The 22,441-nt window shown below is 62.5% G+C and carries 21 protein-coding genes; 9 read left to right on the top strand and 12 right to left on the bottom strand.

Annotated features, from left to right (window positions below):
- Positions 1–47: 47 nt before the first annotated feature.
- The 4 genes from AZF01_RS03920 to AZF01_RS03905 form a co-directional block, all read right to left on the bottom strand.
- Entirely contained in the window at positions 48–635 is a 588-nt protein-coding gene (locus AZF01_RS03920; RefSeq protein WP_024709746.1) for an NnrU family protein, read from the bottom strand.
- A gap of 96 nt (positions 636–731) precedes the next feature.
- On the bottom strand, positions 732–2,003 hold the full coding sequence (gene sbmA, locus AZF01_RS03915) for a peptide antibiotic transporter SbmA (protein ID WP_024709747.1): 1,272 nt from the start codon (positions 2,001–2,003) through the stop codon (positions 732–734).
- A gap of 128 nt (positions 2,004–2,131) precedes the next feature.
- Positions 2,132–2,890, bottom strand: coding sequence for a type I methionyl aminopeptidase (map, locus tag AZF01_RS03910; protein ID WP_024709748.1), 759 nt, complete (start codon positions 2,888–2,890; stop codon positions 2,132–2,134).
- 28 nt (positions 2,891–2,918) lie between these two features.
- Positions 2,919–3,965 carry an LLM class flavin-dependent oxidoreductase gene (locus tag AZF01_RS03905; RefSeq protein ID WP_024709749.1) on the bottom strand — a complete coding sequence of 349 codons (1,047 nt, stop codon included), beginning with the start codon at positions 3,963–3,965 and terminating at the stop codon, positions 2,919–2,921.
- Between the two features lie 246 nt (positions 3,966–4,211).
- Here AZF01_RS03905 and AZF01_RS03900 point away from each other — a divergent pair, with 246 nt between their 5' ends.
- The 7 genes from AZF01_RS03900 to AZF01_RS03870 all read left to right on the top strand — a co-directional run bounded on the left by AZF01_RS03900 (position 4,212) and on the right by AZF01_RS03870 (position 13,546).
- Positions 4,212–4,988 (top strand): 3-hydroxybutyrate dehydrogenase, encoded by a 777-nt coding sequence (locus AZF01_RS03900; RefSeq protein ID WP_024709750.1) that lies wholly within the window; start codon positions 4,212–4,214, stop codon positions 4,986–4,988.
- Between the two features lie 33 nt (positions 4,989–5,021).
- Positions 5,022–6,485, top strand: coding sequence for a xanthine dehydrogenase small subunit (xdhA, locus tag AZF01_RS03895; RefSeq protein WP_024709751.1), 1,464 nt, complete (start codon positions 5,022–5,024; stop codon positions 6,483–6,485).
- A gap of 1 nt (position 6,486) precedes the next feature.
- Positions 6,487–8,832, top strand: a complete 2,346-nt coding sequence (xdhB, locus tag AZF01_RS03890) for a xanthine dehydrogenase molybdopterin binding subunit (protein WP_024709752.1) — start codon at positions 6,487–6,489, stop codon at positions 8,830–8,832.
- A 13-nt stretch (positions 8,833–8,845) separates the two neighbouring features.
- Positions 8,846–9,673: a xanthine dehydrogenase accessory protein XdhC gene (gene xdhC / locus AZF01_RS03885; RefSeq protein ID WP_197489650.1), complete on the top strand. Its 828-nt coding sequence runs from the start codon at positions 8,846–8,848 to the stop codon at positions 9,671–9,673.
- A gap of 97 nt (positions 9,674–9,770) precedes the next feature.
- Positions 9,771–11,012 (top strand): urate hydroxylase PuuD, encoded by a 1,242-nt coding sequence (locus tag AZF01_RS03880; RefSeq protein ID WP_024709754.1) that lies wholly within the window; start codon positions 9,771–9,773, stop codon positions 11,010–11,012.
- Positions 11,009–12,352: a guanine deaminase gene (guaD, locus tag AZF01_RS03875; RefSeq protein WP_024709755.1), complete on the top strand. Its 1,344-nt coding sequence runs from the start codon at positions 11,009–11,011 to the stop codon at positions 12,350–12,352. The genes AZF01_RS03880 and guaD overlap by 4 nt, the downstream gene beginning before the upstream one ends.
- Before the next feature lie 45 nt (positions 12,353–12,397).
- The gene (locus AZF01_RS03870; protein ID WP_024709756.1) at positions 12,398–13,546 is read left to right on the top strand and encodes an alpha-hydroxy acid oxidase; all 1,149 of its coding nucleotides are present in this window, start codon (positions 12,398–12,400) and stop codon (positions 13,544–13,546) included.
- Positions 13,547–13,833: 287 nt separating this feature from the next.
- Here AZF01_RS03870 and AZF01_RS03865 read toward each other — a convergent pair whose 3' ends face one another.
- The 8 genes from AZF01_RS03865 to AZF01_RS03830 all read right to left on the bottom strand — a co-directional run bounded on the left by AZF01_RS03865 (position 13,834) and on the right by AZF01_RS03830 (position 19,967).
- Positions 13,834–14,574 carry a metallophosphoesterase gene (locus AZF01_RS03865; protein WP_024709757.1) on the bottom strand — a complete coding sequence of 247 codons (741 nt, stop codon included), beginning with the start codon at positions 14,572–14,574 and terminating at the stop codon, positions 13,834–13,836.
- A 4-nt stretch (positions 14,575–14,578) separates the two neighbouring features.
- The gene (uraH, locus tag AZF01_RS03860) at positions 14,579–14,935 is read right to left on the bottom strand and encodes a hydroxyisourate hydrolase (RefSeq protein WP_024709758.1); all 357 of its coding nucleotides are present in this window, start codon (positions 14,933–14,935) and stop codon (positions 14,579–14,581) included.
- Positions 14,932–15,432, bottom strand: a complete 501-nt coding sequence (locus AZF01_RS03855) for an ureidoglycolate lyase (protein WP_024709759.1) — start codon at positions 15,430–15,432, stop codon at positions 14,932–14,934. The genes uraH and AZF01_RS03855 overlap by 4 nt, the downstream gene beginning before the upstream one ends.
- A gap of 1 nt (position 15,433) precedes the next feature.
- The gene (gene alc / locus AZF01_RS03850; protein ID WP_024709760.1) at positions 15,434–16,465 is read right to left on the bottom strand and encodes an allantoicase; all 1,032 of its coding nucleotides are present in this window, start codon (positions 16,463–16,465) and stop codon (positions 15,434–15,436) included.
- Between the two features lie 3 nt (positions 16,466–16,468).
- Positions 16,469–16,963: a 2-oxo-4-hydroxy-4-carboxy-5-ureidoimidazoline decarboxylase gene (gene uraD / locus AZF01_RS03845; protein ID WP_024709761.1), complete on the bottom strand. Its 495-nt coding sequence runs from the start codon at positions 16,961–16,963 to the stop codon at positions 16,469–16,471.
- Entirely contained in the window at positions 16,960–17,895 is a 936-nt protein-coding gene (puuE, locus tag AZF01_RS03840; RefSeq protein ID WP_024709762.1) for an allantoinase PuuE, read from the bottom strand. The genes uraD and puuE overlap by 4 nt, the downstream gene beginning before the upstream one ends.
- A gap of 90 nt (positions 17,896–17,985) precedes the next feature.
- Positions 17,986–18,708 (bottom strand): DUF1045 domain-containing protein, encoded by a 723-nt coding sequence (locus AZF01_RS03835; protein ID WP_024709763.1) that lies wholly within the window; start codon positions 18,706–18,708, stop codon positions 17,986–17,988.
- An 89-nt stretch (positions 18,709–18,797) separates the two neighbouring features.
- On the bottom strand, positions 18,798–19,967 hold the full coding sequence (locus AZF01_RS03830; protein ID WP_152534629.1) for an FAD-binding oxidoreductase: 1,170 nt from the start codon (positions 19,965–19,967) through the stop codon (positions 18,798–18,800).
- A gap of 22 nt (positions 19,968–19,989) precedes the next feature.
- On the opposite strand from AZF01_RS03830, the gene mnmD reads away from it, so the two are divergent.
- Both mnmD and AZF01_RS03820 read left to right on the top strand, forming a co-directional pair.
- Positions 19,990–20,727: a tRNA (5-methylaminomethyl-2-thiouridine)(34)-methyltransferase MnmD gene (mnmD, locus tag AZF01_RS03825; RefSeq protein WP_024709765.1), complete on the top strand. Its 738-nt coding sequence runs from the start codon at positions 19,990–19,992 to the stop codon at positions 20,725–20,727.
- Positions 20,728–21,024: 297 nt separating this feature from the next.
- A complete protein-coding gene (locus tag AZF01_RS03820; RefSeq protein WP_024709766.1) occupies positions 21,025–22,371 on the top strand; it encodes a DEAD/DEAH box helicase in 1,347 nt (448 codons plus the stop codon).
- Positions 22,372–22,441: the final 70 nt, after the last annotated feature.

Below are 22,441 nucleotides of genomic sequence, written 5' to 3'. Positions count from 1 at the left end.
GGAAAAAGCCGCGCGGCAACGGTGATATTGCACCGGACGGCCTGTTTTCACATGGCGAGCGGCACCGGAACGCCGATCAGCCAGATGTGAAGCTTCCAGATGAACAGTCCCCAGAGCACGACCCCGAGGACGAAAGCATAGGCGTCGTAGCGCGCGGAGACGAAGGGTTTGCGACTGTAATTGCCGGAGCGCTCGCGCCGTGCCAGCGAAATCCTGAGGATCACCGCCCAGACGAGAAGGCCCGCAAAGAGGATGACGGATGCCGCCTCGCCATTGGCCAGAAGATGGGCGAAAGCCCAGATCTTCACGGACAGCACCATCGGATGCTTGGCCATCGTCGTGATCCGACCCGGCGGAAAGAAGCTTGCGGCAAGACAGATCATCGCGAGAAGCATCAGAAGAAGGGTGACGTGCGCCATCCAGAAGGGCGGCGTGTAGAGCACGATGCCTTCCTGACGGGCCCGGCCGAAGGCCCAGATCATGAAGACGAGCGCTGCCAGCGCCGCGAGCGAAAAGCCCCCCTTCCAACCGTTCTCGCCCAGACGATCGATCATCGAGCGGCGAAACCCCGGCGCGAAAGTGTTGATGAGATGAATGCCCGTGAAAACCAGCACGGCAACGATGAGCATGACCATGGCGCTATCCCCCTGAAGGCGCGAAATACCGCCAGCACAATAGGCGCGAAACACCGCCGTTTGAAGTCGCTTCAGACGGCGGCGGTTTCAATTTGCTCAATCGGGATGCGTATCGGCCACTGCGCCGCCCGGCTCCTGATAGTCCTCGCGGTCGATCTCCGGCAGTTGCTGACCGAAGATCGCAGCCTCGAAGGCCTTCAGGCGCTTGTAGATCGAAATCAGCTCGATGATGGTCGACCAGGACATCACGAGATACTGGAACGAGGAGGCAACCTGGCCGAAGGCTGTCACGATCTGCTGCACGAGACCGTAGGTGACCGCGCCGGCGACGATCGCCGGCACCAGAATGAAATAGCCGAAGATATTGTCGGCCTGAAGGTAGAGACTGCGGGCGAGATTGAAGTAGGTGTAGTGCAGATAGAGCCGGAAGTAATTGCGGCGCACATTGGTGAAGAGCTCCTGCAGCGTGACCGGATCGGCGCGGTCCTCATGGTCCTCGCCATAGACCAGTTCCTTACGATAGGCGGCCTCGACGCGCTGATTGCGAAACTCCAGTCCCGGTAGCTTGATGCCGACCACGACGAGCAAAATCGTGCCGAACAGCGACCAGAAGATCGCCGCGGTGAAAAGCGGAGCGGGAATCGCGCCGACGATCGGCAGTTCGGTGACATATTGCGACAGCGAGAACAGCACCGGCAGAAAGGCGATCAGCGTCATCACCGAATCGATCATCGAAACACCGAGCCCTTCCATGATCGAGGCGAAACGCATCGTGTCTTCCTGAACGCGCTGGGATGCGCCCTCGATATGACGGACGCGCTCCCACATGCCGGTATAGTAATCATTCATCGCCGTGCGCCAGCGGAAGATGTAGTGGCTGATGAAGAAGCGCGAAACGATGAAAAGAGTGACGCTCAGAAAGGCGATCTGCAGGAAGATCAGCATCAGCGTATAGAAATCGCCGACCGTGATGCCGCCTTCGCCCTGCAGCGCGGCCTGCAACGTATCCCCGAAAGGACGGCGCCAGTTGTTGATGGCAACCGAAATCTGCACCGAGAAATAGGTGACGAAGATGATCAGTTGCGACCCCCAAACCGACCAGGGCTGCCATTTGCGATTGTCACCGACGATCCACCAGAACACGCCGAAGATCACCGAGAACACGGCATAATAAAGGTAGAACCACAGGAAGTCGGGCGTGACGAAATGCGCAAGCCCGATCGGCTGCTCGCCTTCCGGATAGGGCGCGAAGCCTACGGCAACACCCAGTTCGCGCACCACGCCGTACCAGCCGGCGATTGCGACCAGTGCCCAGACCAGGGCGGAGGCGAAAAACAGTTTCGGCTTCGGAAAAAACGACTGAAACAAGGGGTTGGCCTTCCGGAAAATCGCGAATGACGGAGTTGTCCGCCCATCTATGGCAAAAAACGGCCGAAAGAGAAATTAAACATTGTTCAGGTCTTGCAGACGCCTTCGCGCCGCAAGCAGAGAGCATACTACTCGCCGTCGGGCAGCGTCAGGATCACCGGGCCGTTTCGGGTTGCCACCAGCGTGTGCTCGAACTGGACCGTCAGCGCCTTCGGGATCGAATAGAGCACCCAGTCCCGGTCCTCTTCCTCCTCGGCGAATTCGCCGCCGAGCGAAAGAAACGGCTCGACAGTGAACACATGCCCCTCGGCAATGCGCCGGCGTTCGCTCGGGTCCGGCCAGGTGGAAAGCTCGGCGGGCTCCTCGTGCAGCGAGCGGCCGATGCCGTGGCTTGCGAGGTTGCGGATCAGCGAATATCGATTCTTGCGGGCAAAATCGCCGATGGCATTGCCGATATCGGCGAATTCGCCGCCGGGTTTCACCTGGTTGATGCCCGTCCACATCGCCCGCTTGCCGTCGCGGCAGAGGCGCTTGATCTTCGCTGTCACCGGCGGCACGGCGAAGGATGCGCCGGTGTCGGAGAAAAACCCGTTCTTCTCGGCCGAAACATCAATATTGACGAGGTCGCCGGCGGCAATCACACGCTCGCCCGGAATGCCGTGGGCGACCTCCTCGTTGACGGAAATGCAGGTCGCTCCGGGAAACCGATAGGTCACTTCCGGCGCCGACTGCGCGCCGTTGTCTTCCAGGAACCTGCGGCCGATCTTGTCAAGTTCAAGCGTCGTAATGCCGGGCTCCAGCGCCTTCGACATGATGTCGACCGCGCCCGCGCAGATGCGGCCGATGTCCTTCAGGGCCTGAAGCTCTTCTTCTGTCGTGACGATCATTCAGGCCCTCTTTATCAACTTTCGAATTCTAAACCGGTTCGCCGTCGGCGAGCATTTCGCGCACCATCGGCGCGACCTTTTTGCCGAACAGCTCGATGGCATGCAACACTTGCGCTTGCGGCACAAGCCCGACGGCGAACTGAATCATGAACCGGTCGAGACCGAAAATGCGCTGGTGGGCGACAATCTTGCGCGCAAGGTCCTCCGGCCCGCCGACGAAGAGCGCGCCTTCCGGTCCCATCGAGGCATCGAACTGCGCCCGGCTCTGCGGCCCCCAGCCGCGCTCGCGCCCGAGCCGGTCCATCACGGCCTTCTGCGGTTCGAAGAAGATGTCGGCGGCCTCTTCCGCCGTATCGGCGAGAAAACCATGGACGGAAATGCCGCGCTTCAGCTTCGCCGGATCATGACCGGCCTGCAGACCCGCCTGGCGGTGGATATCGAAGAGCGGCGCAAACCGGCGCGGCTGACCGCCCAGGATCGCTATGATCAGCGGCAGGCCGAGAAAGCCGGCGCGGGCCATCGATTGCGGCGTGCCGCCTGCGGCGATCCAGACCGGCAGAGGGTTCTGCACCGGACGCGGATAGACCGGCTGGTCCTTGAGCGGCGCGCGCGTGTTGCCCGACCAGGTGACCTTCTCGTTTTCACGGATCTTCAACAGAAGATCGAGCTTTTCCGAAAACAGCTCGTCATAGGCTTCCAGCGGATAGCCGAACAGCGGAAAACTTTCGATGAAGGAGCCGCGCCCGGCCATGATCTCCGCCCGTCCCGAGGACAGCAGGTCAACGGAGGAAAACTGCTGGAACACGCGTACGGGATCATCCGATGACAGGATCGAGACCGCGCTCGTCAGCCGGATAGTCTTCGTGATCGTGGCGGCGCCGGCGAGCACGGTTGCCGGAGAAGAGACCAGATAGTCGACGCGGTGGTGCTCGCCGACGCCGAAGACGTCGAGCCCGACATCGTCCGCCAGCCTGATTTCCTCCATCAGGTCCCGCATGCGGCGTTCCGCCTCTTTCCCGCGATCAATGCCGTCAGACGGGTCGACATCGGCAAATGTGAAGACACCCAGTTCCATCAGATCGTCCTTCCAAGCCAAAAGCTGAATTGCGTTTGGCCCTGATATGGAGCATCGCCTGCCGCAAGTCACGGGACGGGACGTCGCCACTTGCGAAACGCTGTGTTCACCGCCCGTCGCGCGCCCTGCGGCGGCGCATATTTCTTGCCGTCCCGCGGCATGCAAGCAATTGCATGGCTTCCGGTTTGCGCATAACCTTTCCGGCAAATCGCAAACAACAACAAAAACGGGAATGGCAGACATATCATGGCGCGCACTGTAGTGGTGACCGGCTCCACAAGCGGTATAGGCCTCGGCATTGCCGAAGGCTTCGCAAAGGCCGGCGACAATCTCGTCATCAACGGCTTCGGCACGGAAGAGACCATCAACCAGGCCGTCGAGCGCATCGGCAGCACCGGCGACGGCTCGGTGATCTACCATCCCGCCGACATGACCAAGCCGGACGAGATTGCGGACCTGATCGCGACGGCCCGCCAAACCTTCGGAAGTCTCGACGTCCTGGTCAACAATGCCGGCATCCAGCATGTCAGTCCGATCGAGGATTTTCCGCCGGAAAAATGGGACCAGATCATTGCCATCAATCTGACGAGTTCTTTCCATACGATCCACCATGCGGTTCCGCTGATGAAGCAGGCGGGCCACGGGCGGATCATCAACCTTGTCTCGGCCCACGGGCTGGTCGCCTCGCCGTTCAAATCCGCCTATGTGGCGGCAAAGCACGGCATGATGGGGCTGACGAAGACGGTCGCGCTGGAACTTGCCCGCCACAACATCACGGTCAACGCCATCTGCCCCGGCTATGTGCTGACCCCGCTCGTGGAAAGGCAGATCCCGGATACGGCGAAGGCGCGCGGGATGACGGAAGAACAGGTGAAGACCGACGTTCTTCTCGCCGCCCAGCCGACCAAGCAGTTCGTGACCGTCGAGCAGATTGCCGCCGCGGCGCTTTATCTAGCGAGCGACGCCGCCTGCCAGGTCACCGGCACGCATATTTCGATTGACGGCGGCTGGACCGCGCAATAGCGCCGGCCTCCGGGTATTTCTGAAGGAATTTTGATGACGATACGGTTCATCCTGAATGACAGGGAGGTGACGCGCGACAGGTTCTCGCCGTCGGAAACCCTGCTTGACTATCTGCGCATTGAACGGCGCCTGACCGGCTCCAAGGAAGGCTGCGCCGAGGGCGATTGCGGCGCCTGCACCGTGCTCGTCGGCAGGCTGACGCGCGGCAGGCTCGTCTACGAGACGGTCAATGCCTGCATCCGCTTCACCGCCTCGCTGAACGCCACCCATGTCGTCACTGTCGAGCACCTGGCGGCAAAAGACGGCGTGTTGCACCCTGTCCAGCAGGCCATGGTCGACATGAACGGCTCGCAATGCGGTTTCTGCACGCCGGGTTTCGTCATGTCGCTCTACGCGCTGTGGATGGAAAACGAGAAACCTTCGCGTCAGGCCATCGAAAAGGCGTTGCAGGGCAATCTCTGTCGCTGCACCGGCTATGAGCCGATCATCAAGGCGGCGGAGAAGGCCTCCGCCATACGTCCGGATGCGGCCTTCGATGCGCTGGCGCGCGAGCGCGAGACCATCCTGGCGAAGCTCGCGGCGATGAAGACCGGCGAGACCATCACCATCGGCAACGAAAGCAAGCGCGGGATCATTCCCGGCTCCGTCGAGGCCCTTGCCGAGGTGCTCGCCGAATACCGCGATGCGACCATCGTTGCCGGTTCCACCGATGTGGGTCTCTGGGTCACCAAGCAGATGCGCGAGCTGAACCCGATGGTCTTCATCAACCACCTGGAAGAGCTGCAGACGATTACCGAAACGGAGAAAAGCTTCATCATCGGCGCGGGCGCCACCTATACGGAAGCCTTTCCGGCGCTTGCCGGCAAGATCCCCGCGCTCTCCCGGCTGATCAACCGCATCGGCGGCGAGCAGGTGCGCAATATGGGCACGATCGGCGGCAATGTCGCCAATGGCTCGCCGATCGGCGATACGCCCCCTGCCCTGATCGCCCTCGGCGCGACGCTGACGCTGCAATCGAAGGACGGCACGCGCTCCATCGCGCTTGAGGATTTTTTCCGCGACTACGGCAAGCAGGACAGACGGCCGGGCGAATTCGTGCTGTCGCTCACCGTTCCGAAGCCGGCCAAGGGCGCGCACTACGCCGTCTACAAGGTTTCCAAACGCCGCGAGGAGGATATTTCCGCCCTTTGCGGCGCGTTCTATCTGGAACTTGCGCGCGATGGCACGGTCGACAAAATCCGGATCGCCTATGGCGGCATGGCCGGCATTCCCAAGCGCGCGGCCCATGTGGAGGCCGCCCTTGCCGGCAAGCCGTGGACGACCGAGACCGTGGAAGCGGCGCGGCAGGCCTTTGAGAGCGACTACCAGCCGATGACCGATATGCGCGCGACGGCGGAGTACCGTATGTTGGCAGCCAGGAACCTGCTCTCCCGCCTGCTGCTGGAAACCGGCGGCAGCCCGCAGGAGCTTTCACGCTTCGAACGCGAGGAGGCCTGAGATGGACAAGCAGACCAATGAAGCGCTGACGCTGAAGACCGAGATTTCCGGCGGCATGCACAAGGCCCGCGTCCATGATTCCGCTCACAAGCATGTCGCCGGCACAGCCGAATATATCGATGATATTCCGGAACCCGCAGGCCTCCTGCATGTCGGCCTCGGCCTTTCCGAGCGCCCGCATGCGCGCATCGCCGCAATGGATCTCTCGGCCGTGGAGAAAGCCCCTGGGGTTGTCGCCGTGCTGTCGGCAAAGGACGTGCCAGGCACCAATGACATTTCCTCGGGCGGCAATCACGACGAACCGCTCTTTGCCAATGAAGAGGTCGAGTATCACGGCCAGATCATGTTCGCGGTGATCGCCGAAACCCGGCATCAGGCCCGCGCCGCTGCAAGGCTGGCGAAGGTCACCTATGAAGACCTGCCCTTCTGGACCAGCGTCCGCGACGCGATTGCCCATGACGCGCCCAATGTCATCACCCCGATGACATTGCAGCGCGGCGATGCGAGGGCCGCGCTCGACAAGGCGCCCCACAGGATCACCGGAGAGATGGAGATCGGCGGGCAGGAGCATTTCTACCTCGAAAGCCAGATCGCGCTCGCCATTCCCGGCGAGGATGACGAGGTGGCCGTCTGGTCGTCCACCCAGCATCCAAGCGAGATCCAGCACATCGTCGGCCATGTGCTCGACATTCCGTCCAATGCCGTCACCGTCTATCAGCGGCGCATGGGCGGCGGCTTCGGCGGCAAGGAGACGCAGGGCAACGGCTTTGCCGCAATCGCGGCCCTTGCGGCCAAGAAACTCAACCGCGCCGTCAAGGTGCGGCCAGACCGCGACGAGGACATGGCGATCACCGGCAAGCGTCACGACTTTGTCGCCTTCTACGACATCGGCTTTGACGATGACGGCGTGATCGAAGGCGTCGATGCGACCTTTGCCGCGCGCTGCGGCTTTTCCTCGGACCTGTCCGGGCCGGTGACCGACCGCACGCTGTTTCACGCCGACAGTTCCTATTATTATCCGAACGTTCACATGGTCTCGCGGCCGTTGAAGACGCATACCTGCTCGAACACCGCCTATCGCGGTTTCGGCGGACCGCAGGGCATGCTGGCGGGCGAGCGCTTCATCGAGGAAATCGCCTATGCGCTGCAGAAAGATCCGCTCGATATCCGCAAGGCGAATTTCTACGGCCCCAACGGCTCTGGCCGCGATGTAACGCCCTACCACCAGACGGTGGAGGACAACATCATCCTGCGCGTGGTCGAGGAACTGGAACAGACCTCCGACTATCGCGCCCGCCGCCAGGCGATCATCGATTTAAACAGGACCAGCCCGGTGATCAGGAAGGGCATCGCGCTGACCCCGGTGAAATTCGGCATTTCCTTCACCATGACCGCCTTCAACCAGGCCGGCGCGCTCGTCCATGTCTATCAGGACGGTTCGGTGCAGCTCAACCATGGCGGCACGGAGATGGGCCAGGGGCTTTACATCAAGGTCGCGCAGGTGGTCGCCGACGTCTTCCAGATCGACCTCGAACGGGTGAAGATCACCGCGACGACCACTGGCAAGGTGCCGAACACGTCTGCCACGGCCGCCTCCTCGGGTTCCGACCTCAACGGCATGGCCGCCTATAACGGCGCGATGCAGATCCGCGACCGGCTCGTCGCCTTTGCCGCGGAGAACTGGAAGGTCACGCCTGAAGAGGTGGAATTTCTGCCAAATCGCGTTCGCGTGGGAACGGAGGAAATTCCTTTCCCCGATCTGATCAAGGCCGCCTATTTCGCCCGCATCCAGCTTTCGGCCGCAGGTTTTTACAAGACGCCGAAGATCCACTGGGCCCGCGCGGCGGGTCGCGGCAGGCCGTTTTACTATTTCGCCTATGGCGCGGCCTGCACGGAAGTCTCGATCGACACGCTGACCGGCGAATACATGTTCGACCGCACCGATATTCTCCACGATGTCGGGCGCTCGCTCAATCCGGCCATCGATATCGGCCAGATCGAGGGCGGCTTCGTGCAGGGGCTCGGCTGGCTGACGACCGAGGAATTGTGGTGGGACGACAAGGGGCGGCTTCGCACCCATGCCCCGTCCACCTACAAGATCCCGCTTGCCTCCGACCGGCCGAAGATCTTCAATGTCAAGCTTGCCGATTTTTCCGAAAACATGGAGCCGACCATCGGCCGCTCCAAGGCCGTCGGCGAGCCGCCCTTCATGCTGGCAATCTCGGCGCTGGAGGCGATCTCCATGGCCGTTGCCAGCGTTGCCGACTACCGCGTCTGCCCGAAGCTCGACGCGCCGGCAACGCCCGAACGCGTGCTGATGGCGGTGGAGCGGATGAAAAAGGCGTAAGGCCATGAGCGAGATCGCGACATTCCGGCGTTTCCTCGAAGACCATCCGGCCTCTTTCATTGTCACGGTGGCCGAGATCAGGGGCTCGACGCCGCGCGAGGAAGGCGCGGTGATGGCCGTGTCCGCAAACCGGACCTGCGGGACGATCGGCGGCGGCCAGCTCGAATATATCGCGATCGACCATGCCCGGCGTCTGCTGAAAGGGCATGACGCACCGCTGCGGCTCGATATTGCGCTCGGCCCAGAAATCGGCCAGTGCTGCGGCGGGCGCGCGGTTCTTGCCTTCGAGATAACGGATGACGGAACGGTCGAGAGTCTGCTGACCTCGCTTGCGGAAAAAGCGGCATCCTATCCCTCGGTCTATATTTTCGGCGGCGGTCACGTGGGCGCGGCTCTGGCGGCGGCGCTGGCGCCGCTTCCCTTCAAGACGAGCGTGATCGAGACCCGCCCGGACATGGATGGTCCGCTTCCCGAAACCGTGGAACTCCGTCTGTCGCCAATGCCGGAGGCCGAGGTCGCGCGCATGCCGGCCGGCAGCGCCGCCGTCATCCTCACCCATGACCATGCGCTCGATTTCCTGATCGCCACGGAAGCGCTGAAACGGGACGATCTTGCCTATTGCGGCATGATCGGCTCGAAAACCAAGCGCGCCACGTTTTTCAACCACGCACGCAGGGAAGGCCTGAGCGAAACCGCGCTTTCCCGGCTCACCATGCCGATCGGCGCCGGGGTCGCCGACAAGCGGCCGGCGGTGATTGCCGCCTTGGTTGCAAGCGAACTTATCCACGTCATTTCTGCCGCAAAAGCGGGCACGCTGCCCGCGGAACGGGCAAAGACCTGAAAAGCCTTAACTAATTTCTTTTCTTCGCATGACGGCTCTTTTTTTTCGCGCCGAAATTTCGCATCATTCCGACATCTGACTATCGGGGGCACAATTTATGTTTGAACTCGCCATCATCTGGGAATGGGCGCAATTCACCGTGCGCTGGCTGCATGTCATCACCGCCATCGCCTGGATCGGCTCTTCCTTTTATTTCATCGCGCTCGATCTCGGTCTGGTCGCCCGTCCTGGGCTGCCGGAAGGCGTTTCCGGCGAGGAATGGCAGGTCCATGGCGGCGGGTTCTACAATATACAGAAATACATGGTCGCGCCGGCGCATATGCCGGAGCACCTGATCTGGTTCAAGTGGGAATCCTATTTCACCTGGATGTCCGGCTTCCTGATGCTGGCGCTGGTCTATTACGGCGGCGCGGACCTGTTCCTGGTCAATCGCAGCGTGCTCGACGTCTCCGCCCCGGTCGCGATCCTGATCTCGCTGGCATCGCTGTCGATCGGCTGGCTGTTCTACCACTATCTCTGCAAGTCCCCGCTCGGCAAGCACACGATCGGGCTGATGCTGCTGCTCTACGTGCTGCTGGTGTTCATGGCCTGGGGCTACTCGCACCTCTTCACCGGCCGCGCCGCCTTCCTGCACATGGGCGCGTTCACCGCGACGATCATGACCGCCAATGTGTTCTTCGTGATCATCCCCAACCAGAAGATCGTGGTGGCCGACCTGAAGGCCGGAAAGACGCCCGATCCGAAGCTCGGCAAGGAGGCCAAGCAGCGCTCGCTCCACAACAACTACCTGACGCTGCCGGTCATCTTCTTCATGCTGTCGAACCACTATCCGCTGGCGTTCGCGACCACATACAGCTGGATCATCGCCTCGCTGGTATTCCTGATGGGCGTGACCATAAGGCACTATTTCAACACCGTGCATGCCCGCAAGGGCGAGCCGAACTGGACCTGGCTGCTGACGGCGATCATCTTCATCGTGATCATGTGGCTCTCCACCTCGCCGCAGTTCTTCAAGTCGGAAAATTCCGACATGGCGGTGGCCCCCGCCTTCGAGAAGTTTGCCGAGGACGCGCATTTCGCCGCCGCGAAGGAAGTCGTCTCGACTCGCTGTTCGATGTGCCACATGGCAGAACCCGTCTATGAGGGCATTCACCGTCCGCCGCTGAACGTGCGCTTCGAGACCGACGCCGAAATCGCCGCGCGCGCGAACCAGATTTACTTGCAGGCCGGCCGCAGCCATGCCATGCCGCCCGGCAATGTCACCAGCATGACGGATGACGAGCGACAAAAACTGGTGGCCTGGTACAGGTCCAGCACCAGCGGAAAGAAGGCTGAATGACACCGCCACGCATCCTGAGAGGCCGGCTTTTGAGCTTCAGCCGCCGGCCTCAGTCGATTTCCGACGCCGAAAGCTATGTTTACGAAGACGACGGCGGCCTGCTGATTTCAGAGGGCCGCATTTTGGCGTTCGGGCCATTTGAAACCGTACTGCTCGATGCGCCGGAGGGCGCGGAGATCATCGACCACCGGCCGAAGCTGATCCTGCCCGGCCTGATCGACACGCATCTTCACTTTCCGCAGATGCAGGTGGTCGGCTCCTATGCCGCCAATCTTCTGGAATGGCTCAATACCTACACCTTCGTCGAGGAGCAGCGCTTTTCCGATCCCGCCCACGGCGCCCGCATCGCCGTTTCCTTCTTCGATGAGATGATCCGCCAGGGCACGACCACGGCGGTTGCCTATTGCTCGGTGCACAAGGCATCGGCGGACGCGTATTTCGCCGAAGCGTCGAAACGCAACATGCTGATGCTCGGCGGCAAGGTGCTGATGGACTGCAACGCGCCGGAAGCGCTGACCGACACGCCGCAATCGGCCTATGACGACACCAGGGCGGTGATTGCCGACTGGCACGGCAAGGCGCGCAACCACGTGGTCATCTCGCCGCGCTTCGCGCTGACCTCCTCGCATGAACAGATGGAAGTGACCGGAGCGCTGGCGCGGGAGTTTCCCGACCTGCATATCCAGACGCATCTTTCCGAAAACACGGCGGAAATCGAGCGCGCGCTGGAGCTTTATCCGGAAGCGCAGGACTATACCGATATCTACGCCCGCTACGATCTGCTCGGCGCGAAGACCCTGCTCGGCCACGCGATCCACCTGTCCGAGCGCGAACGCGACCTGCTTCACGAGACCGGCGCGGTCGCCGTCCACTGCCCGACGTCCAACCTCTTCCTCGGCTCGGGCCTGTTCCCGTTCAGGGATTACGAGACCCGCGACAAGCCGGTGCGCATCGCCGTTGCCACCGATATCGGCGGCGGCACAAGTTACTCCATGCTGAAGACCATGGACGAGGCCTACAAGATCCAGCAATTGCGCGGCGCGCGGTTGAACCCGTTGGAAAGCTTCTATGCGATGACGCGCGGCAATGCCGAAGCGCTGACGCTGACCGGGCGGATCGGCACGCTGGATCCTGGTAGCGATGCCGATATCGTGGTGCTCGACGCCCGCGCCACACCCGCCATGGCGCTGAAGATGGAAGCCGTCACCACCCTTGCGGAGGAACTCTTCCTGTTGCAAACGATGGGCGACGACAGGGCGATCGCAGAGACCTATGTGGCCGGCAGCCCGGCGAAATCCGCTTTGCAGGCACCGCTTCCAATGGCCGGTTGGCAGAAGTAAACTCATATGTAATAAGAGCATTCATATTTGATTGGGGAGGAGCTCATGTTTTCAGAGCCGTTGACCATTGCCGACCTGAAGAAGCGCGCGAAATGGCGCGTGCCGAAGATGTTTTTCGACTATGCCGACAGCGGCGCCTGGACGGAAAGCACCTACCGCGCCAACGAGACGGACTTCGCCAGGATCAACCTGCGCCAGCGCGTTCTGGTCGACATGACCGACCGCTCGCTGGAAACGACGATGATCGGCCGCAAGGTCTCAATGCCCGTTGCGCTCGCCCCGACCGGGCTTTGCGGCATGCAGCATGCCGATGGCGAAATCCTGGCGGCGCAGGCGGCCGAAGAGGCGGGCGTTCCCTTCACGCTTTCGACCATGAGCGTCTGCTCGATCGAGGATGTCGCGGAAAACACGAAAGAGCCCTTCTGGTTCCAGCTTTACGTGATGAAGGATCGCGGCTTCGTCGGCGATCTGATCGACCGGGCAAAGGCGGCCAAATGCGGCGCGCTGGTGCTCACACTTGACCTGCAGATCCTCGGTCAGCGCCACAAGGACCTCGTCAACGGCCTTTCAACGCCGCCGAAATTCACGCCGAAACATGTCTGGCAGGTGGGGACGCGGCCGTTCTGGGCGCTCGAAATGCTTCAAACCAAACGCCGCACCTTCCGCAACATCGTCGGCCACGCGCCGGCCTCCTCCGATCTCTCCTCACTTGCGGTCTGGACCGCCGAACAGTTCGACCCGAAGCTCTCCTGGGCCGATGTCGACTGGATCAAGGAACGCTGGGGCGGACCGCTGATCCTGAAGGGCGTGCTCGATGCCGAGGATGCGCGGATGGCTGCCAGGACCGGCGCGGATGCGATCATCGTCTCCAATCACGGCGGCCGCCAGCTCGATGGCGCGCGGTCCTCGATCTCGGTCCTGCCGGAAATCGTCGATGCGGTTCAGGGCGATATCGAAATCCATATGGATGGCGGCATCCGCTCCGGCCAGGACGTGCTGAAGGCCCGCGCGCTCGGTGCAAAGGGCACCTATATCGGCCGTCCTTACCTTTACGGCCTTGGCGCCATGGGCAAGAAAGGCGTCACCCGCGCCCTCGACATCATCCGCAAGGAACTCGACGTGACCATGGCCCTTTGCGGCAAGCGCGATATCGAGGAAATTGATCGGGATATCATCGCGAAGGTGGGGTTTTAGGCGCGGTTCCGTCGTCGTTTGCCGCAATGGCCATTGCGGCCCTGAGCATGCCTGCCATTCATTCGTCACCCCGGCCTTGAGCCGGGGTCCAGGGCCATACGCCCGTCCATTCGACTAAGCCGCTCCCCCACGCCTTGATACTCGGGTCAAGCCTGAGCATGACGCAGGTGGATGGGTGGACACCAAAACAAAAACCCGACTGATGCCTAAACCGGTCACCAATGGTCGCCCCCGGGATGACGTGTCACGGTTGGGCCAGCATTCGACAAACGGCCGCGCAACAGCGCCTAATCCACCCGCCCCGTCCCGATCACGCGCGCCCAATCCTCATAGCCCGCCTCGCGCGCCAGCGCGGCCATGCGGGACGTATCGTAGCGGACCTGATGGAAGCTCGGCTGCCAGCCGGCTTCCATCTTTTCGACGATGGCGTAGCAGGCAAACGGGTGCGCCGTTTCCAGCTTGTGGTCGACAGGGATGTGGTAGGTAAAACCGGGACAGCCGACGGAGCCGGGATTGACGAGGATCCGGTTGCCGGAAAGCAGCACCGAACGGGCAATGTGGGAATGGCCGCAGAGGATCAGCGGATAGGCAACCCCTTGCGCGAGCGCCTCGATTTCCGCCTGCTCCTTCAGCGCGAAATGGCCGGACGGCAAAAGTTCCTCGGTCCACATCACGTCGTCCTTCTGCGGCGTGGCGTGACAGAGAAAGACCTCACTCTCGACAACCAGCGCGCTTGGCATGTCGCGGATCCATTGCAGATGTCTGGCTGAAAGCTGCCGGAAGGCCGGCGCTTCCCAGTCGCCCATCTCGCTTTCCGGACGGTCGACCAGCCAGCGGTCATGATTGCCGCGCACCGTCGGCAGCGACAGCGGCAGTAGCCGGTCGGCGGTTTCGCCGGCCGCAAGCGGCGATGACAGGCTGTCGCCGAGATTGACGATCAGATCCGGCTGGTGTCGCTCGAGATCGGCCAACACCGCCTCCAGCGCATCGATATTGCCATGGATATCGGCGATTGCCGCGACCTTCATCGGATCAGCTTCCGCGATAGGTGGAATAAGCGTGGGCCGAAAGCAGCAGCGGCACGTGATAATGCGCCGTCACGTCGGCGATGGCGAAACGCAGCGGAATATCTTCCAGAAAGGCCGGCTCCGTCAGCGTCGCGCCGCTGCGCCGCAGATATTCGCCGGCATGGAAGACCAGTTCATACTGCCCGACTTCGAGGTCAGCCCCGGCAATGATCGGCCCGCCGTCAACGCGGCCGTCATCATTGGTATAAACCGTCTTGAGGAAGTCCCGCTTCTCGCCATGCAGACGATAGAGATCGATCTTCATCTCCGAAGCGGGCTGGCCGAGCGCGGTGTCGAGAACATGGGTGGTCAGGCCGGTCAAAGGTCAGTCTCCTCGATGGTGAACAAAGCGGGATAGATATATTCCTCCAGATTGTCGCCGGGACCGTCGCGATCGGCAACCAGAAAATCGCTCGGCTTCCCAAGCGCCATCAGCGGATGATGCCAGACATTGGCGCGATAATTGACCCCCTGCCCGTTCTCCGCGAGAAACACGCGTGGCTTGGCCGGCGTGCCGCCGTGATCCTCGGCTACGACGACGAGGAAGGGACGGGGCGAGAGCGGCGAAAAGCTCTGGCTGCCGAGCGGATGCCGCTCCATCATGTCCACCTGATAGGGAAAACGCCGCGGGCTCCCCCGGAAGATGCTGAGGACCACTGCGGCATCCGTGCCATAGGCCTCGCAGGTGGCCAGCGCATGAAAGCGCGTGGTCGTGCCGCCATTGATCGTTCTTGCCGTTGCGGGGTCCGGCGCGATCACCGTGCCGAAGGGCGCGAAGGCCTCCGGGGTGAGTTTCTCAACGGGCAACCTGATGCTCATCCTAGGCCTTCACTCCGTATAGCCGCAGGCGGCTGACCCCGCCGTCCGGGAAGATCGCCAGCCGGACATGGGTCACCGGGCCGATATTGTGCACCGAAGCGCCGGAGAATTCGTGGATATTGTCCGCCTGAAGCTTGGTCTCGTCGAGGATCGGCGCCCAGTTTTCCGATGCGGCCAGGTCTTCCGCGCTGAATACGTCATTCTGCTCCGGCAGGTTGGCGCCGAGCAGCATGCAGGTATCGGGAAAATTGCCCTTGAAATGGGCCGTATCGACGACGATGCGGCGAATGATGCCCGGATGGCCGAGCTTCAGGATCATCCAGTCATGGCCGGGGCCGCGCCGGCGGGCGGTTTCCCAGCCGTCGCCCATATTGACGCCGCGTCCGGGCGCGAGCGTGCGGTCGGGATGGCCGTAATGGGCATCCGACCAGTGCAGCGCATGGGTGCCGCCGAAAATATAGGCGAGATCGACCTCCTCGCCGTCGCCGACCTTGTCCCAGTTGAAATAGGCCGAGCCATAGGCCCTGAGTCGGGCAATCCCGCCATCGGGATAGATATGGACCCTCAGATGGGTGAAGACCTTCTGGCGGGTATCCTGCTCCATCTCGAAGAAATGGTGGCTGTCCGGCCCGAGATCGCGCTTTGCCAGAACCTCCTGCCAATCGGCGTTCTCGTCCGGGTCGCCGCTCTCCATATAGCAGCCTTCGATCGAGCATTGCGGCGGATAATTGCCGGTGAAATGCGAGGTATCGACATCGAAGCCGCGGATTCGGCCCGGCATGGCAAGGCGGATGATCGCCCAGTCATGGCCCGGCACCCGCTTTCGGCGACTTTCCCAGCCGTCCATCCATTTGCCGTGCTCGTCATACTCGCCGGGCAGGAAGACCGGAGAATCATCCTTGAGCATGCGCGCCAGCGGCGCAAAGAACTGGTCGGTCGCATAGATCGCGCGCGCGCCAAGCCGCGCCGAGGCAAGGTTAATCGCGCCCACGGCGAAATCGGGCAGGGCCACACTCGTTTCTTGTTCGGACATCAATTACTCCGCGAGAAGGGACTGCAGGCGGAACCCGGCGATCTTCTCGACCTGGTGACAGGCGGTAGCCAGCTCCTCCTCGGCGGAATTGTCGATCCGGCGTTTGAAGGCGGCGAGAATATCGTCCTTATTGAGCCCGCTGACTGCAATAATGAAAGGAAATTGGAATTTCTCTATATAGGCGGAATTGAGTCCCGTAAACTCCGCATGCTCTTCCGGGCTCAGCCGATCAAGCCCGGCGCCGGCCTGCTCGCGCCTGCTTTCCTCCGTCAGTTCTCCCGAAACCGCGAGCTTTCCGGCAAGATCCGGATGCTTGCGCAGAACCCCGAGACGCTCCTCGTCGCTCGCCGCGCGAAACACCGTGCACAACGCCTTGTGCACGCCATCGGCCGTCAGCGGTTCTTCGACAAGGCCCTGATCATAGGCGCGCTCGGCGATGAAGGGGGAATATTCGAAAACGCCGCCAAACCGGCTGACAAAGTCTTCGCGTGCGATCATGGGGCGTCTTCCTTCGGCAGATGATGGTCGTACCAGTGGCGGGCAATGTCGATGCGACGGGGGATCCACACCCTGTCGTGCGTCTGAACATATTCAAGAAAGCGTTTCAGCGCCGCCGTGCGACCCGGCTTGCCGACGAGACGGCAATGCAGACCGACCGACATCATCTTCGGCGCGCCCTGCCGGCCCTCTTCGTAAAGCGTGTCGAAGGCGTCCTTCACATAGGCGAAGAACTGTTCGCCGGAATTGAAGCCCTGCGGCGTGGCAAAGCGCATGTCGTTATTGTCGAGCGTATAGGGTATGCGCAGGAACGGCTTTCCCTCGGGCGTACGCACCCAATAGGGCAGGTCATCGGCATAGGTGTCGGAGGAATAGAGGAAGCCCCCCTCCTCCATCACCAGAGCGAGCGTGTTGATGGAGGGCTTGCCCTGGTAGAGGCCGTAGGGCCGCTCGCCCGTCAGTTCCGTATGCAGCCTGACCGCCTCGCGGATATGGGCGCGCTCGGTCTCGATGTCGAAATCCCTGTATTCGAGCCAGCGCAGGCCGTGGCTGGCGATCTCCCAGTCCGCTTCCTTCATCGCGGCAACGGCTTCCGGATTGCGCTCCATGGCGCGCGTGACGCCGTATACGGTGACCGGGATCTTCAACCCCGTGAACAGACGGTGCAGCCGCCAGAAGCCGGCGCGCGACCCGTATTCGTAAAGCGATTCCATGTTGAGATTGCGCTGGCCGGGCCACGGCTCGGCGCCGACGATCTCCGACAGGAGGTTCTCCGACGCGGGATCGCCGTCGAGAATGCAGCTCTCGCCGCCTTCCTCATAATTGATGACGAATTGCACCGCGATGCGGGCATCTCCCGGCCATTTGGGATCCGGCGCATTGCGCCCATAGCCGATCAGTTCGCGCGGATACCCGCTCGTTTCAGCACTCATGCAAGCCTCGTTTTCAGTATCGTCCGAGGCTACTCCACCGGCCCGGACACCGAAAGAGGAAAGCCGCAAAAGTCACAGAAATCAAGCATCTCAGGCTGTCCGCCGGGCCGGCAGCGCGCCCATGGGATGGAGGGAGTGAACACAGAACGGCGCGCCCGGCTCCTCTTCGACGAAAAGCGCGATATTCTCGAACTCCACGGGTTCGGCGAGGATCGGGCCGAAAAATTCCAGCGCCGCGCGTTCCATCCGCTCCATGTCGCGCGGCCGCAGCGGGCCGGTCAACGGCATATGGAACGAAAAGGCCGTCAGCACGTCCGGTTCGCCCCAGCGGTGGAGATTGGCAAACTGCACCGGCGACAGCGAGCCGGTGTCGCGCCGCTCCAGTTCCGCCTCGCTCAGGGGCGCGCGGAACGGATCGAATTCGGAAACCACGGCGGCGGCGAGATCATCGAGTGCGGGCACGGCGACGGCCGGGGCGAAGGCCAGGCTGTCGCGTCGTCTCACGACCTTCAGGGGCGGCAGGAAGAACGGCTTCCAGCCTGTGGCGAACCGCATCAGCGCATTGAGCAGCAACGCCTCGCTTGTGCCTTCGGCAAGATGGAACGGCGATTTCAGCATGCCCTGAAAACCGTAACGGCGCGGCAGGGCAGTGTGAAAGGCGATTTCCGACAGCGACATGCCGCCGATCATCGGCGGCTCGATCGGCTGGCCGGAATAGGCGTTGCGGCCGACCCAGTTGGCCCCGACAATGCCGAGCGCCTCATGCGGCGCCGGGGTGAAGCTGATGGCATAACGTGGCTTGTCGGAGGGCATCGGGGTCACACGGAGAAATACAGATGAACATGCCTTCCGATACGCGATTCCGATGACACTGATACGACGAGATGAAGGGTTTTACTCACTCAACCGAGGTTTTTATTGGCGCGCCTCAAGTAAATTTCGAGGTTATATATATCCGGCAGGTCCTGCACCGAAACGGTGTTATCGCTGACAAGGCCGATCGCGTGACCGGCGAGCCGGTTGGCGATACCGAAGCTTGTCTTGAAGCCGCCGCCGAGCGCGATTACGTCGGGCATGTCTTCCAGCGCCCCGATCATCGGTTCGCGGTGGACGCCGCGCGGGCGAAGCCCCGCCCAGCGCTCGACGACCGGCGCATCGCGGAGCGCGGGAACGGCGATGCGGGCAGCGGCGATCAGATCTTCAAGCTTGCCATCCGTGGCAAAGGGCCGGTCAAATTCATCTTCCGAGGTGGAGCCGACCGCGACCCGGCCGCGCGCATGGGCAATCACATAAAGGCCGTTGTCAAAGAGGATCGGCAGCGCCGGGTCGCACGCGGCGGCAAGCAGCGCCGCCTGCCCCTTGACCGGGCGTCCGAGCGGCAGGCCCTCGGGCGCCCAGAGCGGTTGCAGCAGCGAAAAAGCCCCCACGCCGGCAGAGACGACGGCCTTTCCAAAGCCAATGCGTTCCCCGACCGAAAACACGATGCCATGCGCTCCGGCATCGATTGCGGCGACCTCTTTTCGAATGATGCGAACATGGCGGGCGGTTGAGAGAAAAGTCTTCAGGGCGGCTACGACGCCGCGCGGGGCGACATGGGCGGCGAGCGTTTCATGCACATAGGCGAGCGCTCCCTCGCTCCTTGACGGCCAGTCTTTCTCCGGCGGCTCCTCGACCACTTTCCACTCGAAGCGATGCTCACCGAGCCGCCAGTTCCTCGCCGCCTCGTCGGCGCGAAGGCGCGCGGTCCTGACCTGACGTTCCTGATAGAGTGGCATGACCCGGCCCGAGCGGCGATAACCCGTTTCCAGTCCCGTCTCCTCTTCCAGCAGCCGGACCTGGCCCTCCAGCGCCGCGAGCGCCTCGAACTGGAACTGCTTCTTCTCGTCCCACTGGTCCGGCATATAGGCCATGAGCGCGCCCAGAAGACCGTTGCTGGCGCCGCTGCCCGGGGCATCACGATCAACCAGAAGCGTTTCGATGCCTTCTTTCTCGGCATGATAGGCAGCCCAGAGCCCCATGATCCCGGCGCCGATGATCACAAGATCGGCCGATGTGTTTTGACGCGCGGTCATAATCGTATTATCGCCATTCACCATGGGCGATGCGGACCACAAACAAGGCAATGATGCAAGCGAAACCGGCGCGAGCGGGCTTTCCTGGCACGAAAACGACATGCCGTTCTCGAATGCCTTCCAGGACCATTTCTATTCGAGGGCCGACGGACGGGCCGAGTGCGATCACGTCTTCATCGCAGCGAACCGCCTGCCGGAACGCTGGAGGGCCGGCGGAACCCTGGCCATCGGCGAGCTCGGCTTCGGCACGGGGCTCAATTTCTGCGAAACGCTTCGCCAGTGGAAGCGCCTCCGTCCGGCTGGCGCACGGCTCTCCTTCACGTCGTTCGAACGCTATCCGATGACGTCAGCCGAGATTGACCGCGCGCTGTCGCGCTGGCCGGAGATCGCGGAAGAACGGCGTGCGCTTGTCTCGCGCTGGCCGGGCAAGCCTTCGGGAACGGTCGAGATCGGCATCGATCCGCAAACGCGGCTTGCCGTCCATTGCGGCGACGCGCTCGCATCGCTTACCGCGTCCGCTGAGCGCTTCGACGCATGGTATCTCGATGGCTTCGCGCCATCCCGCAATCCTGACATGTGGTCTGCCGCGCTGATGCAGGCCGTTTTCGACCATACCGGACCGGGCGGCACATTCGGCACCTATGCCGCTGCCGGTTTCGTGCGCCGCAATCTTGAGGCGGCGGGCTTTTCAGTCAGCCGGCAATCCGGTTTTGCCGGAAAGCGGGAGATGCTGGCCGGCAAACGGCCCGAAACGCCCTGATTTCCGGCGCGACGAACTTGCCGCTTGACTTTTGCCAGACCAAGCCTCATTTACGGCCCAGGCTTTCCACCTGTTCGCATGCCGCGTGAGCATGCCCGCCAAGATGAACCTCAGCGGTTCGGGCAAGGTCAGGTCAAGCGCTTGATGAAAGACCGGGCTCCCACCCGGCGCGCGGAAGGCATTTTCCACCCCTGAGATCCCACTTCACGCGGGGTTCTTGAAACCGAAATCACCGGCTTTGGCCATGAGGGCCAAGCTCGGGTGGTGTTTCGGCATGCCTTGAAAGGCGCAATTGATTTGACAGATTTTTCCACACTCGGCCTCTCCGCCCAGCTCGTCTCCCGCATCGCCGGCGAAGGCTATGAAAAGCCGACCCCGATCCAGGAAAAGGCGATTCCGCTGGTGCTTGAGGGCCGTGACGTGATGGGCCTTGCCCAGACCGGCACCGGCAAGACGGCCGCCTTCGGCCTGCCGCTGATCGACATGCTGCTGCAGAACGGCAGGAAACCCGACCCGAAGACCGTAAAGACGCTGATCCTCGCTCCGACGCGCGAACTGGTCAACCAGATCGCAGAAAACCTGCGCATTTTCGCCCGCAAGACGCCGCTGAAGGTCAACATCGTCGTCGGCGGCGCATCGATCAACCGGCAGCAGCACCAGCTTGCCGCCGGCACCGATATTCTGGTCGCCACGCCCGGCCGCCTGCTCGACCTTCTGGACCGACGCGCGCTCCGGCTTGACGCCGTGCGCTTCCTCGTCCTCGACGAGGCCGACCAGATGCTCGACCTCGGCTTCATCCACGATCTGAAGAAGATCGCCTCGCTGGTGCCGGACGCGCGCCAGACCATGCTGTTTTCGGCCACCATGCCGAAAACGATCGCCGATCTCTCGCAGCGCTTCCTCACCAATCCGGAACGCGTCGAGGTCTCGCCCCCCGGCAAGACCGCCGACAAGGTGGACCAGGCCGTGCATTTCGTTGCCGGCAAGGCCGACAAGGTCGAACTCCTGCGTCAGGAACTGACCAGCCATCCGGAAGGCCGCGCCATCGTCTTCCTGCGCACCAAGCACGGCGCGGAAAAGCTGATGAAGCACCTCGACAGCCGCGGCTTTGCCACGGCCTCGATCCACGGCAACAAGAGCCAGGGCCAGCGCGAGCGCGCGCTGAAAGCCTTCAAGACCGGCGAGATCAACGTGCTGGTGGCAACGGACGTCGCCGCGCGCGGGATCGATGTGCCCGGCGTCACCCATGTCTATAACTACGACCTGCCGGAAGTGGCGGACGCCTATGTCCACCGCATCGGCCGCACCGCGCGCGCCGGCAATGACGGCAAGGCGATCGCCTTCTGCACGCCCGAGGAATCGGGGCTGCTGCGCGATATCCAGCGCCTGACCGGCATCGAGATCGCGATCGCCTCCGGCGAGCCGCATGCCCATGCCGACCGTCCCGCGAAGGGCCGCGGCGGGCGCGGCAACAGTTCCGGCAAGCCGGCGCGTCGCGCCCGGCCCTCCGGCAACGGCGGCCAGCGTCACGCGGGCGATGCCCGCGAGAGCGGTCATCGTGAAGGCGCCAACCGCAACAGCCCGGCGAAATCGCGTCCGCGCCGCCAGCGCAACCGCCAGAATGATCGCCGCCAGAGCGCCTGATCGCGCGGTTAGGTACTGATGCGAGAACCCCCGATGGCCCTGCCGTCGGGGGTTCTTCGTTTACGCGACG

Source organism: Martelella sp. AD-3, from assembly GCF_001578105.1.
In the GTDB taxonomy this organism is placed as follows: domain Bacteria; phylum Pseudomonadota; class Alphaproteobacteria; order Rhizobiales; family Rhizobiaceae; genus Martelella.
This window is presented reverse-complemented; position numbering and strand designations above follow the sequence as displayed.